Origin of the sequence: Streptomyces fulvorobeus (genome assembly GCF_013167895.1) — a bacterium.
GTDB lineage: Bacteria > Actinomycetota > Actinomycetes > Streptomycetales > Streptomycetaceae > Streptomyces > Streptomyces fulvorobeus.
On sequence record NZ_BLWC01000001.1, the window covers coordinates 6,280,526 to 6,294,212 of the forward strand.

The following is a 13,687-nucleotide window of genomic DNA, read 5'->3' on the forward strand; positions in this document are numbered from 1 at the left end:
CCCGCAGCGCTCTCGGGACCGGGCACAGGTGCCTCCGGTCCGCGCCTCAGGCCGCCCTCTTCCAGACGTGCATGCTCAGCTGCAGGAAGGCGGCTTCTCGCAGGGTCGTCTGCTTGATCTGGATGGTGAGCACCGCGATGTCGCCAGAAGCGTTCTTGACGCAGAGCTGGGAGCCATCGTCCGCCGCCGCGAACGTCCAGGTGCGGTACGTGAGGCCGGTGGCGCTGGTGAGGAGGTGCCGACAGGTGTCGAGGCGAGCGGCTTTGCCGTTGAACATCTGCATGAACACGCTGGTGTCGCTCTGCAGTTCGCAGGAGACATCGTCCTCGCAGTCGAGGCGGATGTCGCCCGCGCGGTCCTCGCGCAGGCTGAGGGAGTTCTTCTCGTTCAGCCACACGGGAGACCGCACGTCGGCTCCGGGTCTGTCAATCGAACGGTGTAACTGGGGTTGCTGGCGTGTTGCGGAGAGTCGGCCGTCGAAGGTGATGTCGAAGGCGTTGAGAGCGGTCTTCCATCGCAGGGTCCAGCGTGTTTGCCGCCTGCCGGCGGGGTCCAGGGACATGATCGCCAGGTAGACCGATCTCAGGGCGGCGGTCTCGTTCGGGAAGTGTCCGCGGGCCTTGACCGCCCGTCGGATTCGAGCGCGGCCGCCTCGGTCGGCGCCGTATGGACGGGCTTGAGGAGCTTGGCGATCTTGTCCCAGTCCTGGCGGGCGACATAGCGGAAGGAGTTCCGCTGCAGGTGGACCATGCAGGTCTGCACGATCGTCTGGGGCCGGACGGTCCCGGCCGCGTCGGGCAGTCCTTTCAGCCCCTCGCAGGCGAGCATCAGAACGTCGTTCACGCCGCGGTTCTTGATGTCGGTGAGGATGTGCATCCAGTGCTTGGCGCCCTCGCCGCCGTCCCCGGCCCACAAGCCGAGGATCTCGCGGCGGCGCTCGGTGGTGACGGCCAGGGCGACGTAGATCGGTCGGTTGGCGACGGCGCCGTCGCGGATCTTGGTTCTGTCGACGATCTTGTGATCCGGACGGGTAGGCGAGCCGCGCTGGATGTTCGCGATCATGCATCGCGTGCTCTCGTGATGTGCTCTCGGAGCTGTTCCCGCACCTGTCCGCATTGTTGGTCGAGGAGATCGAGCGACGGCCGGACAGGGTGGTGCTGCGGACGCGGGCGCGGGCGGCGACCGCGGTCTGTCGGTGCGGCCAGGGCTCGACGCGGGTGCATGGCCGGTTTGTACGCAAGCTGCGTGACGTCGTTATGGGCGGGCTCGATGTTGTGATCGAGTTTTGCATACGCTGCTTCCGCTGCGAGAACTCTTCCTGCCCGGCGGTGACGTTCGCGGAACAGATCACGGGACTGACAACCCCGCACAGTCGGCAGACCCTTTTGCTGCGTGGGGTGTTGACGCAGATCGGGCTGGCCCTGGCCGGCCGGGCGGGAGCCCGTCTGGCCTCCGCGGTCGGCATCACCGTGGGCAAGGACACGCTGTTGCGGCTGGTCAGGGCCCTGCCTGAGCCGGAAGTCAGCGAGGTGAGGGTCCTTGACATCGACGACTTCGCTTTCCGCAAGGGCCGCCACTACGGGACGGTGCTGATCGACATGGCCACCCACCGGACGCTGCATCTCTACGACGGGCGTGAGGGCGAGGACCTGGCTGCCTGGCTTCGCGACCATCCCGAGGTGAAGGTGATCTGCCGGGACCGGTCCAGCGGCTATGCGGAGGGTGCACGTACTGGGGCGCCGCAGGCCCAGCAGGTCGCTGACCGCTGTCACCTGTGAGCCAATCTTGGTCAGGCGGTGGAGAAGACGGTGAACGGCTACCGCGCCCGTCTGGCCGAACCGCCTTCGGAGCCCGCCGACGCTCCCGGTGAGCCGCAGGTGGTCCAGCTGACGGCAGCGCTGAAGATCGTGACTCGGCTCCGTGAACAGCATGCAGCTGCCCATGAGCTGTGGCAGCGGGGCATGCCGAAGGCTGCGATCGGCCGGAAACTCGGGCCGCACCAGGCGACCGTCCGCAAGCTGGTCAACGCCCGTTCCGCGGACGACGTCGTGGCCAAGAACCTGCAGCGGGCGCGTGACGTCGACCCGTACGTCGGTTACCTGCACCGACGCTGGAACGAAGGTGTCAGAAACGGCGCTCAGCTCCGCCGCGAGATTCAGGAACAGGGCTACCTGGGAGACGAGTTGGCAGTCCAGTGACATCTGCGGCGCTATCGAACCGGGCGCGGACATGCACCAGACCCGGGGCCCAAGCCTCCATCGGTCCGCGAGGTCACCTCCTGGACCATGACCCACCCCGAACACCTGCGTGACGAGAACGCGGACAAGCTCCACCGGCTCCGTGAACGCGATCCCGACCTGGACCGGCTCACCCGGCACGTCAGGAAATTCGCCGTCATGATGACCGCACGCCACGGCGACCGCCTCGAGGTCTGGATCACCGGAGCCGAACAGGACTCCCTGGCCCCACTCGCAGGCTTCGCCCGCAACCTCCGACGCGACTTCGACGTCGTCCGCAACGGCTTCTCTCCGCCACACAGTTCCGGCGCCGTCGAGGGCAACATCAACCGGCTGAAGATGCTCAAGCGGTAGATGTTCGGCCGAGCCAGCCTTGATCTCCTTCGCAAACGCGTCCTGTTCGCACGATGAGCCAGACCACCTTGTCCGTGATCGTGGAGATCGTCTGACGGGATACGTCGGCGCCGTAGACCTCCGCGAGGTGGGCCTGGACCTCGCCGGTCGTCAGACCCTTCGCCGTAAGGGAGATGACCATCTCGTCCACGCCGGACAGACGCTTCTGCCGCTTCTTGACGATCTTCGGATCGAACGATGCGTCGCGGTCACGGGGCACGGATATCTCGACCGGACCGGCGTGCGTCAGCGCGGTCATCGTTGGTGTCCCATCTGGATCAAGTCCATACGGCCACCACGTGGTCATGTTATCGATGAGCGACGGTTCAGTGCCCTTGCGTAGCCATGGTTCCACGCGTTGGAGAAGAAGGTGTCAGGGAAGGCGCCGGCGTCAGCGGCTTGAGCGATCGCAGTTCGTCCGACACGAGCCACGGACGAGAATCCCTCCTTCCCGCAACCAGACCAACGACCAATGATCAACCGGGCCGACAGTCACACCACGGCCACTTCTGTTGTCACCTCTGAGCGGGAAGAGTGCTCACACCAAGAATCTTCAGCCGTGACACTGCTGGGCGTGGACGGGCGACTTCTACGGCGCAGTACCGTCCTGATGGCGGATTTCCTTGCGGTAAATGCCCGGTGCGGTTCCAAGTTCGCGTTTGAACGCGAGGGCGAAGGATGCCTCTGAGCTGTAGCCGACGGCGTCTGCGATGACCGCGATGGTCTGGTCGGTGGACGCGAGCCGGTGGGCTCCCAGCTCAAGGCGCCACCTGGTGAGGTATTCGAGTGGTCCCTTGCCGACGGCAGCCTTGAAACGTGCGGCGAGCGTGGAGCGGGAGACAAGTGCAGCATCGGCAAGGAGCCGCACCGTCCAGCGGCGTGCGGGATCGGCGTGGATGGCACGCAGGGCCGTGGATACGACTGGATCACCGAGACCCTGCAGCCATCCCGCCCGGTCGGGTTGGTGCATGAGATGACATCGCAGGACATCGACCAGCAGGACGACGGCGAGGTGTTCACTGACCACGTGCGCGCCGAGGCCCGCGGTGCGGGCCTCGTGGTCGATGCGGTTCAGAAGATGCGGGACCATCGTCGCACCCTCGGCGTGGGCGGGCAGGTGGATCAGCGGCGGAAGCGTATCCAGCAGCAGTTCACGGGCGCGGCGGCCGAAGGCGAAGCTGCCGCCCACCAGACGTGTGCTCACTGGTTGCCCGAGGGGTCCGATCTCGACGCTCGTCGTACCCTCCGTGGCACGGAAAATGGGAGAAGCCTGCTGCACGCTGGCCCGAGCCGAGGTGGACAGGACGAACTCCTGCGGTCGGGTCAGCAGGAAGGAATCGCCCGTGCGAAGCTGGAGCGGTTCCTTGAGCCCCGGTGTGTCGATCATGCAGGAGCCGGACAGCACGGAGTTGAATTTCGCGCCAGCGGGTGCGGGAAAACGCAAGGCCCAGTCACCGTGGCCGGTCAGGGTGGAAGCGCGCTCCGCCCGGACGTCGACAAGAGTCAGGATCTCTTCGAGGGGGTCCACGACTGCTGGACCTTCTATAGTTTTAGTAGGACTCACTATGTTTGAGAGTCTACGCCACTGCTCCTACCTTGTACTCATCAGCACCGATCAAGGAGCGAACAGTGGCTGACAATGCCTCCAACCGTCCCATCGACAACCGAGTCGCGCTGCCGACTGGCGAGCCCTCCAAGGGCCGCATAGCCATACTGACGGCCGACAAGGTGGAAGACGTGGAGTTCTTCTACCCGTATTACCGCTTCGTCGAGGCCGGCTACGACGTCGAGGTGATCACTCCGTCCGGTGGTGAGCTCACCGGATACCGTGGCATGGGCCTCACGGAGACCACGGCTCTGGCCGACGTGGATCCGGCCGACTACCTCATGCTCTATGTGCCTGGGGGCCTCGCCCCGACCGAGATGCGGGAGAATACTGCAGCACTCGACTTCGTACGTGCCTTCGCAGCCGCCGAAAAGCCGATCGGACTGGTCTGCCACGGTCCCCAGATGCTCGTCTCGGCCGGGCTCGCCGAGGGACGTCGTCTCACCTCCTGGTACGAGGTCAGTGAAGAGGTCGAGGCAGCCGGCGGTATCTGGGTCAATGAGCCCGTCGTCCAGGACGGTTCCTTCTTCACCGCCCGCAAGCCGGGGGACCTGCCTGCAGAGATGTACAAGATCATGGATTATCTTGCCCAGCGGCAGGACGCTGGCACGGGCCACCGGCGCGCGTAGCATTCCGTATGCCGGGCGTCACTGAAGCTGGACCAGGGCGGCTTCTTGAGCGCACGCCACCACCGCGTGCTTACCCGCCTGAGCGCCTCAGAGGGGCGCCGATGATCGCCGTCGCCCCTACTGACCGTTTCAGAATGAGATCGGTGCGGTGGCTTGGCAGTTGGGTGTTGGGTCGGCAGGATCTGGTGGGTGTCTGCTGACCTTGTGCCTGATGACCTATGGGAACGCATAGCCCCGCTGTTGCCCGTACGACCGCCTCGACGGCACCGGTATCCCGGGCGCTTGCCGGCTGATGACCGGGCTGCTCTGCGGGGCATCGTGCACGTGCTGCGCAGGGGTGTGAGCTGGCGGGACGTTCTCGCGGAGCCGGTGGGCTGCAGTGGGGTGACGGCCTGGCGGCGTCTACATGACTGGACCGAGGCCGGAGTGTGGCCCCGCCTGCATGAGGTTCTCCTGGAGGAACTGCGTAAAGAGGGCCTGCCGGAGATGGACGACGCCTCGATGGACGGCTCGCACGTCAGGGGGCTCACACCGGAGCTTCGCCGGTCGACCGGGCCTGGCCCGCAGCAAGCGCCACCTGATCGTCGACCGGCACAGGACTTCGCTTGCCGCCTCCCTGACCGGCGGAAACCGTCACGACGTCACCCAGCTCATGCCGCTGCAGGACGCAATATCGCGCATCCGTGGGCTGCGTGGCCGGCCACGCCACCGGCCCCGGCGGCTGTTCGCTGATCGCGGGTACGACTTCGACACGTACCGGCGTCTGGTCCGCGCACGCGATACCACACCCACGATCACCCGCCGCGGCACCCCGCAGGGCCCGGGACTGGGCAACACACGCTGGGTCGTCGAGCGGACCTTCGCCTGGCTCCACCAATTCAAACGACTGCGCATCCGCTACGAGATGCGAGCCGACCTCCACCTCGGACTACTCCAACTCGCCTGCGGCATCATCTGCTTGAGACGACTCCGTGCCTCATCCTGAAACGATCAGTTACTGACCTTGAAGTCGTCTTGTCGTAGGGGCTGACGGTTGGTGATTGGCGCGGTATGCCGGAGGTATGAGGTATCCGCAAGGTGGGGGTCTTAACGCGGAGAGACAAGCGTTCCGTGAGCGGGTCCGGATGGAAGCGGTCGGGATGCTCGCGGACGTGCGGGGCAGTACGGAGATCGCGAAGGAGTTGCGGGTCAGCGTCCGGTCGGTCCAGCGATGGCGACGGGCCTGGCGGGAGGCCGGGCAGGACGCGGTCCGTTCCCGCGGTCCAGCGTCCCGTCCGAAGCTGAGCGATGTGCTGTTCGCCGTGCTCGAGGAGGAGTTGGCCAAGGGCCCGATCCCGCGCGGCTGGCCGGACCAACGATGGACCCTGGCCAGGATCAAGACGCTGATCGGACGGCGGTTCCACAAGAGCATGACGTTGTCGAGGATCTCCCAGATGTTGCGGAGGCACGGCTGGAGTCATCAGGTTCCGGCCCGGCGTGCCGTCGAGCGGGACGAGACAGCCGTGGCCAGCTGGGTGAAGGAGGTGTGGCCGGACCTGGAACTACCGCGGGGCGCTCGGGGCCTGGATCGTCTTCGAAGACGAGGCCGGATCCTCGATGACGCCGCCGGCCTCTCGAACCTGGGGCCGGCGCGGAACCACTCCGGTTATCCGGGTCCGCGGCCGTTCTCAGATACGTTTCTCCACTGCGGCCCTGTGCTGCTACAAACCTGGCGAACGTTCTCGCCTGATCTACCGGCCCAAACGTCATACCGATCACCGGAGCGGCGGGCGCAAGAGCTTCGCCTGGACCGAGTATCGCGACCTCCTCATCGCCGCCCACCGGCAGCTCCACGGGCCAATCATCCTCATCTGGGTCAACCTGAACGTCCACAAGGACCGCCGCATGCGGGCCTTCATCGACGCGCAGGGCTGGATCAGCGCCTACCATCTGCCGCCCTACGCACCCGACCTCAACCCGGTGGAAAGCATCTGGTCGATCCTCCGGCGGACCACCCAGGCCAACACCGCTTTCACCGACCCCGACCACCTCATCCGCCGCCTACGACACGGCCTCCGCCAGATCCAGTACCGCGGCCACCTCATCGACGGATGCCTCACCGCGACCGGACTCACATTCACGACACCACGCCTACAACCTCAGTAGAAGTAAGCGCTCGCCTTCGGCCGATCAGGCAGGTCCCGCCCTTGCCTGCTGCGGCCCTTAAAAGTGCACGCTCCGACAACGGGCGGGTACCGCACCTGGCTCCGGCAGTGACCAGTCGTGCTGGTCAAGTCGTGCGGCCGGCACGAGGTCGACTCCTGAACGGAACCTATGCAGTGGCCTCCGAGTTGCTTACTGAGTACATGACGGATCGTCCCTGCTTGTGCCGTTGGACGTGGCCCTTGGCGACGAGCCCCTCGATCGTGTTGCGGACCACTTGGGCAGAGGGGTTCCGGCCCGGGTGCTTCCGCAGGAACTCCTCATGCACCTCCCTGGCCAGGCGTGGTTCGCCTTGAGTGCGGAGCAGGTTCAGGACGAGGTCTCTGAGCAGGGGCTGTTTGTCGCCGCCCTTCGGGGTGGCCTGCTTCTCGGGCCGATGGCGACCGCTCGCAGGCAAGTCCGGGGAAACTTCGGCGCGGTGCTGCCCCGGTGCTGCGGGGGCTCCCGAAGAGACGCCTTCTTGTGCCCGGCGCGGTGCAGGCGCCGTCGAAGACGGCCCGGTAAGGTTGCAGATGTTCACCAACAGGGCCTCCTCCTCCCGTAGCGCCTCCACGTAACTCATCAGTTCTGCTTGCCGGCGGCGGTTTTCCTCCAGGTCCGCGGCGGCTTGTTCCGCGTAGCGCGACTTGAGTGGTGCGGGGGCTGATTCACTCACAGCCATTATTCCTTTGTTCGTGGGTGACGCTGCGCATGGTACTCACGGGCCGTGCCGAGGCAGAGCCGCCGGGAACGTACAAAAGCACACGATATGGCCAGTATGGCTTGAGGTGGCCGCTGCAGGCCGAGCGATGTCCGCTGGATAAGCCAGGCAACATCCCCCTTTGGTACGAGCCCCGCGGCCATGGTTCAGGTATGTGCCGAACGGCATGTCCTTGGCGTGAGGCCACCCGCTGCGAGGTGAACGCGCCCACCGATATGGAGGCGGGGCAACTCATCTCGTGAGGTAACCAACCCCGCACGTCGGCTGTCCGCCCATTGGCCACAGCTCTGCAGCAAACGGGTAAGGTATGCGACAAAGGGAATCCGTCGGTGGAGTAAGGAGCATGGTGAGCACCAGGAGTTATCACTCCCTGAGGCGCATGCGCTCAGCCTCTGAGACTCGTGCCGCGATCCTGCGGGCGGCCGAGGACCTCTTCATCGCTCAAGGCTACTCCACCGTCACGGTGGGAAAGATCGCCGCGACTGCTCAAGTGGCGACGCAGACCGTCTACAGCAGTACGGGTGGCAAGGCGGAAATCCTTATGGAACTGCTTATCCCCGCCATCGAAGACCCGAGTGTTGCGCGTACGATGCGTCAGATCACCGAGACCGAGGATCCGCGTGAGGTCATCAACGCCACCGCGCAGGGGACACGGCAAGCACACGAGGGGCACTGGCAAATGCTGGAGGCCCTGGTGCCCCAGTGCCATGCCGAGCCCACCGCTGCAGCGGTGCTGGCGGCAGGCAATGCGGAGTTCATGAAGGTGCTCACGCTCATCGCTGAGCGGCTGCGGGACCTCAATGCGCTGCGTCCGGACTTGACCACGGACAAGGCCGCCGACTTGCTCTGGTTCCACCTGGGCCAGGACGCCTGGTTCAGCCTGGTCGGCCACCGGCACTGGAGTTTCGATGATGCCGAGGAATGGCTGGCGAAAGCAGCAAAATGGGCACTGCTCGCAGACCCTGAGGTCGAGCGGTAGCGGGTCCGTCCGTTGCCTCAGGGCAAGCTCTCCCTCGCCGCCGGCGTACGCGTCCGGCGAGAAGTTCCTGAGCACGCTCTGACGGAGCCCCTGACTTATCGCTGGGGTCTCGCGGGTCCTCTCTTGACGCCGCTGACGCTTCCGGTGCTTTCTCTCCGCGGACTGGAAGAAGGCATCGTCGGCAACGACCGCTGGTCGGTGGAGCGTTTCTATGCCGGTGGGAACCGCAGATGACCACGCGGAGTGCCGTACTCCGTCGACGCGACGTACGGTCACCATGCCGTATCGACTGTCGCCGGCGCCGGAGTACCTACGGCTCGGAGCCTGCTCATGCTCTGGCGCCGGCGACATCGTCGATTTCATAGGGATACACGTGGGTCACCGCCAAAGCGGTGGCGTGACGCCGCGGTACTGGCATGGGCCATTCGGTGCAGCGGGTGGGCCGGGGCCCTCCGAGGTGCTCAGAAGGGCGGACGACACCTGAACCTGAGCCGGTTCTTCAGCTCGCGCCCGCACCAGAAAGTACTGCAAGTGCTGCCCGGGCCTGTTCCCGCATGACAGGTACGAACTCCAGCGCAGGTGCAGGAAGCCCCGACAGGATGAGAGCCACCTCCTGGGGTGTCCCGACCTCGTCGAAGAACCCCACCGTCAGGTGCGCCGCTTCCGGGGGGGAGGTGATGATGACCTCCTGCGAGAAGTCCGCCCAGCTTTCGGAGGGCAGCTTCTCCAGGGCGGGGAACAGGATGGGTTCCTCGTGGTCCAGGTGGCGGTGGACGAGATCACGTACCACTTCGGCCGCTCGGTGCAGGCCCTCCCGGTCGGCGTCGCTCTCGGCCGGAGCGTTTTCCAGCGCATCAAGCGCCCCGTCCAGCTGGTCGTGCTCCTTGCTGAGGGCGGCGAGCTCTTCGGCTGCCTCCGGAGCAACGGCGGAAATCATCGGCCAGAGCTGTTGGTCCTCCGTCTTGTGGTGGTGGTGCAGGTTCTTGACCAGGTAGTCGCGCAGTTCGGCGACAGCTGCGAGAGGTGCTGACGGACGCAGTGCAGCCTGCGACAACAGCGTGGTGGCGCGACGGTGCAAGCCATGGGACAGGCGCGTCTCAGTAACAGCGACGGCTTCCGTACCAGAACGATTCATAGTGTGGACTCTAATCGATAGATGGCACTCTATGTAAACCCTTCACGGCTTGTGGAGGGTATACGTCGGCATCCCGGCACGATCTGCACCCTTGAGCGGGATGCGCGCCGCAGAACAAGCACGCCACCTATGACGGGCGGCAAGTACGGGCGTGGTCCAAGGAGGCCCTGAACTCGTTGAGCGCGCACCGCGCCCGCGCTGTGTGCAGCATCCGGATCGGCATGCCGAACCGAGCCCTTCGGCTTCGTCGCCCACTGCTCCGGTCGATACGTGCAGATCACCGGATTGAAGTCCGGTCTCGTGATCTGCCTTCACACCACTCATGGCTCCGGTCGGCCACGGCGGCCCAGCCTTGATCCCGAGTCGGGACTGCTCGCTGCCTGGGAGTGCCTCGGCAACCGGCTCGGCTGCACCCGGGAGCCCTGCGAGGAGCCGCCCCTCCAGGCGGGTCCATGCGCTGAAGGAACCGGGTGCGTCCGCGTCCACGTGGGAGAAGGCCGGCACTCAAGAGAAGCGCCGGCCTCAGTGCAGCACCGCTCTCAAGGACCTTCGCCGGGACGACACCTGCAATGGGCACCGTGCTCCACCGGCGCGACCGTAACCTGATCGAGCTCATGGCCGACGCGCAGGATCTCGCCAGGGCGGCTGCCGTCCGAGGAGCCGCATCGGAACCCCTGCGGGCACCATGCGTGCCCCCGGCTCTTTTCGCGCCTGCGGGGTCAATGTCGTCGAATGCGCGGCGCGCCCCGACTGTTTGGTGAAGGCGTCGTGGCAGGGCACCTCCTCTCCGTCGGCAATCGGCTTCGTCCTGACCCTCCGGCCCGCAGAACAGGAACCCCGCCCATGGGCGACACCTCCTTCCGCGTACTGCCGTCCTGCCGCGGCCTGCGCCTCGACGGGACTGCGGCAGCAGGCATCGGACCCCCGGCATGCACTCCGGCTGAGCCAGGAGCCAGGAGCCAGGAGCCAGGAGCCGGGAGCCCGGGGCCCGGAGCGATGCGAGGAACCTTTGCTTTGCGTGTTCGCCTCACCGGTCGGCGAACAGGTGTAGCGCTGAGCAGGTGTATCTTGAGGACCAGTCTCATGGAGCTCTCTAATGAATAAAGAGCACCTCGCTCAGGAGTTGTCATGCACATAGATCGCCGATCCGCCGACAATACGGGCATCGTCCTCATCGACTACGTCACGGGCTTCGCCAACGTGTTCACGTCTCAGACCGTGAGCGAGAACGTCAACGGGGCCGTGGGCCTGGCCAAGGCGGCACTGGGCTATGAGGTACCTCTCGTGGTGACCCTCGGCCCCGCGCAGGATCCTCGCGGCCCCCTCTACCCGGAGCTGTCCGCCCTCCTGGGCGAGCACCCAGTCGTGCACCGCGGAGGCTCATTCGATGCGTTCGATCACCCGGGTTTCGAAGCCGCAGTGGCGGCCATGGACCGGAAACACCTGGTCCTCGCCGGCCTGATGACCGAGGGGTGCATCGTGCACACCGCCCTGGGCGCCCTGCGCCGTGACTATGAGGTGTCGCTCGTCATCGACGCGACCGCCGGGGAGACGCCGGCCATTCACGACGCCGCCGTTACCCGCCTCGTTCAGTTGGGCGTCACACCTACTTCATGGCTGTCCCTGGCCTCCGAGTTCCAGCGGACCTACGACGACGAGAAGTCCGTCGGGGTGTACTACGACCTTCTGGCACTCAAGCCGGGCATGAACAAGAACCTGCACGCCCTGCAGTCGGCGGTGGCACTCGGCCAGCCGGGCTGACCGCGAACGGACAGCCCGTGCCCGAACGCGATGGCGCGGCCGGCCCGGTGAGCCCGGCGCGCTCCGACAGCCGCTGTTCGCATCACGCCGACGGCGGGGAAACCGGCCTCAGATCGTGCTCCCCGCGAAGCCCTCGGCGAGCCTCTTCGAGTCGGCCCCGAGCGAGCGGTGGTGAAGCGCAACGAGCGGGGCCTCCGGCCTGTTGATTGAGGTGTCTGAAATCTCCGCCACGGTGCTCCGGATGCCTCATGGGGCGGCCACCCTGCCGCACCCGACCTGTCCCATGCGCTCGTCGTGGAGGGGGGTCACCGTGCTGGTCCTCACCGACCCCGGCAGCCGGCGGCTGAAGTCCTGGGTGAATCTTTCGCAGGCCCCGATCCAGCTCCCGTCGCATGACGCCCGTTGCCGGAGCCACCCTCACGCTGGAGGGGCAACGCTGAGCAGGGGCTCAGGGAGCGGTGCGGGGCAATGCGGCAAGGGCTGCCGAGGCTATGTCGGTCAGTGTTTCCTCGCTCGCTCCGGCCTTGCCGAGCGCTTCCATGCCGCGCAGCACGGCGAGCGCCAACGCAGCCAACTTTCCCGTGTCCGCGTCCGCAGCGATATCGCCATTGCGCTGACATGCTGCGATGTCGTTCTCCAACAGCGCCTGCAGCGACTCCATGGCCGCGCGCGCCCGCTTGGCCACCGTCTCGTCGTGTTCGGCCAGCTCGGCGGCGCCCTTGGCCAACAGGCATCCGCGGCGGGCAGTGTCTGCGGCAGTCGCCGCCGCCACCGCGTAGACGTGGGCGGACAGCCGTGCGTAGGCGTCTGCGTCGCTGCCGCCCAGCTGCAGACTCACAGCTTCGACGACGGAGTCGCAGTAGTCGTCGAACACGCGATGGAACAGTTTCTGCTTTCCGCCGAACGCGCCGTACAGGCTGCCCTTGCCGAGCCCCGTTGCCTCGGCAATGTCCTCCATCCGCGTGGCGGCGTACCCACCCGACCAGAACCGCTCCCGGGCAGTGTCCAGTACCTGCTGCTCGTCGAACTTCCTCGGTCGTGCCATGGGAGTAGCTTACCGGTTCTTGACTGGTTCGTCCATAACAACTAACGTTATGGACGAACCAGTCAAGAACCGAAGAGTGAGGGTGTCATGACGGAAGTACTCGCAGGCAAGGTGGCGGTAGTCACCGGAGCGGGCAGCGGCATCGGGCTCGCCATCGCCAGACGGTTCGCTGCGGAGGGGGCGCGGGTGTTTTTGACCGGTCGCCGCCAGGAGCCGCTCGACGCGGCCGTCGCTGAAATCGGGCCGGCGGCCACCGGTGTGAGGGCCGATGTTTCGGTGCAGACGGACCTCGATGACCTTTACTCGCTCGTGAGCCAGGAGGCGGGTCGCATCGACGTACTTGTCGCCAACGCCGGCAGCGCTGTCCCTCAGCGTCTCGGTGAGATCACGGAGGAAGCCATCGACGCCACCTTCGGTACGAACGTGAAGGGCACGATCTTCACGGTACAGAAGGCGCTGCCCCTGCTGTCGGACGGCGCCTCGATCATAGTGACGGGATCGACCAACGCCCTCCGCCCCGGACCGGGCCTGGAGATCTACGGCGCATCAAAGGCGGCGCTGCGTAACCTGGTGCGCAGTTGGGCGCTCAGCGCGCAGGAACGGAAGTTTCGGGTGAACGTGCTGAGCCCCGGTCCGACCGAGACCCCGGGCCTGATCGGCGTCGTGGGTCCGGACCACCAGCTCGCTTCAGGGGTGCCGCTCGGCAGGATCGGCCGCCCGGATGAGATCGCCGCCGTGGCGACGTTCCTGGCCTCGGACGCTTCCAGCTTCGTCAACGGCGTCGACTGGTTCGTCGACGGAGGCCAGGCACAGGTCTGACCACGCCCCTCAACCAGCGCGAAAGCGCACCACGCACACGTACCAGGAGAAAAAAATGAACGGCCACAGTGATACCCGGAAGCGTCGCGAAGAGATCGCTATCAGATATTTCCGCATGGTGGACGCTGGTAATCCCGCGGTCATCGACCTCTTCACCGAAGATGCTCGTCTGTTCTACCCG

The 13,687-nt window shown here is 65.9% G+C and carries 13 protein-coding genes and 4 pseudogenes; 10 read left to right on the forward strand and 7 right to left on the reverse strand.

Annotated features, from left to right (window positions below; translation table 11 throughout):
* Window positions 1-46 precede the first annotated feature (46 nt).
* Together Sfulv_RS28325 and Sfulv_RS28330 are read right to left on the reverse strand one after the other, a co-directional pair.
* Window positions 47-409, reverse strand: a complete 363-nt coding sequence (locus Sfulv_RS28325) for a hypothetical protein (protein ID WP_173310109.1) — start codon at window positions 407-409, stop codon at window positions 47-49.
* Between the two features lie 51 nt (window positions 410-460).
* Window positions 461-999 (reverse strand): annotated as a pseudogene (locus Sfulv_RS28330) (transposase); the annotation flags it as partial.
* Between the two features lie 83 nt (window positions 1,000-1,082).
* Between Sfulv_RS28330 and Sfulv_RS29905 the strand changes: the two are divergent.
* The 3 genes from Sfulv_RS29905 (at window position 1,083) to Sfulv_RS29915 (ending at window position 2,591) form a co-directional block, all read left to right on the forward strand.
* Window positions 1,083-1,778, forward strand: a complete 696-nt coding sequence (locus tag Sfulv_RS29905) for an ISL3 family transposase (RefSeq protein ID WP_218578072.1) — start codon at window positions 1,083-1,085, stop codon at window positions 1,776-1,778.
* Window positions 1,779-1,796: 18 nt separating this feature from the next.
* On the forward strand, window positions 1,797-2,198 hold the full coding sequence (locus Sfulv_RS29910) for a hypothetical protein (protein ID WP_218578073.1): 402 nt from the start codon (window positions 1,797-1,799) through the stop codon (window positions 2,196-2,198).
* A gap of 87 nt (window positions 2,199-2,285) precedes the next feature.
* Window positions 2,286-2,591, forward strand: a complete 306-nt coding sequence (locus Sfulv_RS29915) for a transposase (RefSeq protein ID WP_218578074.1) — start codon at window positions 2,286-2,288, stop codon at window positions 2,589-2,591.
* Between the two features lie 61 nt (window positions 2,592-2,652).
* Here the strand turns inward: Sfulv_RS29915 and Sfulv_RS28340 are convergent.
* Window positions 2,653-2,886: pseudogene (locus tag Sfulv_RS28340) on the reverse strand (transposase); the annotation flags it as partial.
* 333 nt (window positions 2,887-3,219) lie between these two features.
* Window positions 3,220-4,158: an AraC family transcriptional regulator gene (locus tag Sfulv_RS28345; protein WP_173317261.1), complete on the reverse strand. Its 939-nt coding sequence runs from the start codon at window positions 4,156-4,158 to the stop codon at window positions 3,220-3,222.
* 101 nt (window positions 4,159-4,259) lie between these two features.
* Here Sfulv_RS28345 and Sfulv_RS28350 point away from each other — a divergent pair, with 101 nt between their 5' ends.
* The 4 genes and pseudogenes from Sfulv_RS28350 (at window position 4,260) to Sfulv_RS28365 (ending at window position 7,010) form a co-directional block, all read left to right on the forward strand.
* On the forward strand, window positions 4,260-4,865 hold the full coding sequence (locus Sfulv_RS28350) for a type 1 glutamine amidotransferase domain-containing protein (RefSeq protein ID WP_173317262.1): 606 nt from the start codon (window positions 4,260-4,262) through the stop codon (window positions 4,863-4,865).
* A gap of 189 nt (window positions 4,866-5,054) precedes the next feature.
* A pseudogene (locus tag Sfulv_RS28355) lies at window positions 5,055-5,850 on the forward strand (IS5 family transposase).
* A gap of 154 nt (window positions 5,851-6,004) precedes the next feature.
* A pseudogene (locus Sfulv_RS31765) lies at window positions 6,005-6,328 on the forward strand (winged helix-turn-helix domain-containing protein); the annotation flags it as partial.
* Between the two features lie 133 nt (window positions 6,329-6,461).
* Window positions 6,462-7,010, forward strand: coding sequence for a transposase (locus Sfulv_RS28365; RefSeq protein ID WP_218900481.1), 549 nt, complete (start codon window positions 6,462-6,464; stop codon window positions 7,008-7,010).
* A 166-nt stretch (window positions 7,011-7,176) separates the two neighbouring features.
* Here Sfulv_RS28365 and Sfulv_RS28370 read toward each other — a convergent pair whose 3' ends face one another.
* The gene (locus Sfulv_RS28370) at window positions 7,177-7,722 is read right to left on the reverse strand and encodes a BlaI/MecI/CopY family transcriptional regulator (RefSeq protein ID WP_256669171.1); all 546 of its coding nucleotides are present in this window, start codon (window positions 7,720-7,722) and stop codon (window positions 7,177-7,179) included.
* 424 nt (window positions 7,723-8,146) lie between these two features.
* Here Sfulv_RS28370 and Sfulv_RS28375 point away from each other — a divergent pair, with 424 nt between their 5' ends.
* Window positions 8,147-8,746: a TetR/AcrR family transcriptional regulator gene (locus Sfulv_RS28375; RefSeq protein ID WP_218900482.1), complete on the forward strand. Its 600-nt coding sequence runs from the start codon at window positions 8,147-8,149 to the stop codon at window positions 8,744-8,746.
* 499 nt (window positions 8,747-9,245) lie between these two features.
* Here Sfulv_RS28375 and Sfulv_RS28380 read toward each other — a convergent pair whose 3' ends face one another.
* Window positions 9,246-9,881 (reverse strand): hemerythrin domain-containing protein, encoded by a 636-nt coding sequence (locus Sfulv_RS28380; protein ID WP_173317264.1) that lies wholly within the window; start codon window positions 9,879-9,881, stop codon window positions 9,246-9,248.
* Window positions 9,882-11,009: 1,128 nt separating this feature from the next.
* On the opposite strand from Sfulv_RS28380, the gene Sfulv_RS28385 reads away from it, so the two are divergent.
* On the forward strand, window positions 11,010-11,642 hold the full coding sequence (locus tag Sfulv_RS28385; protein WP_173317265.1) for an isochorismatase family protein: 633 nt from the start codon (window positions 11,010-11,012) through the stop codon (window positions 11,640-11,642).
* Between the two features lie 448 nt (window positions 11,643-12,090).
* On the opposite strand, the gene Sfulv_RS28390 is transcribed toward Sfulv_RS28385, so the two are convergent.
* A complete protein-coding gene (locus tag Sfulv_RS28390; RefSeq protein WP_173317266.1) occupies window positions 12,091-12,687 on the reverse strand; it encodes a TetR/AcrR family transcriptional regulator in 597 nt (198 codons plus the stop codon).
* Window positions 12,688-12,774: 87 nt separating this feature from the next.
* On the opposite strand from Sfulv_RS28390, the gene Sfulv_RS28395 reads away from it, so the two are divergent.
* Window positions 12,775-13,506: an SDR family NAD(P)-dependent oxidoreductase gene (locus Sfulv_RS28395; RefSeq protein WP_173317267.1), complete on the forward strand. Its 732-nt coding sequence runs from the start codon at window positions 12,775-12,777 to the stop codon at window positions 13,504-13,506.
* The last annotated feature ends 181 nt before the right edge of the window (window positions 13,507-13,687 follow it).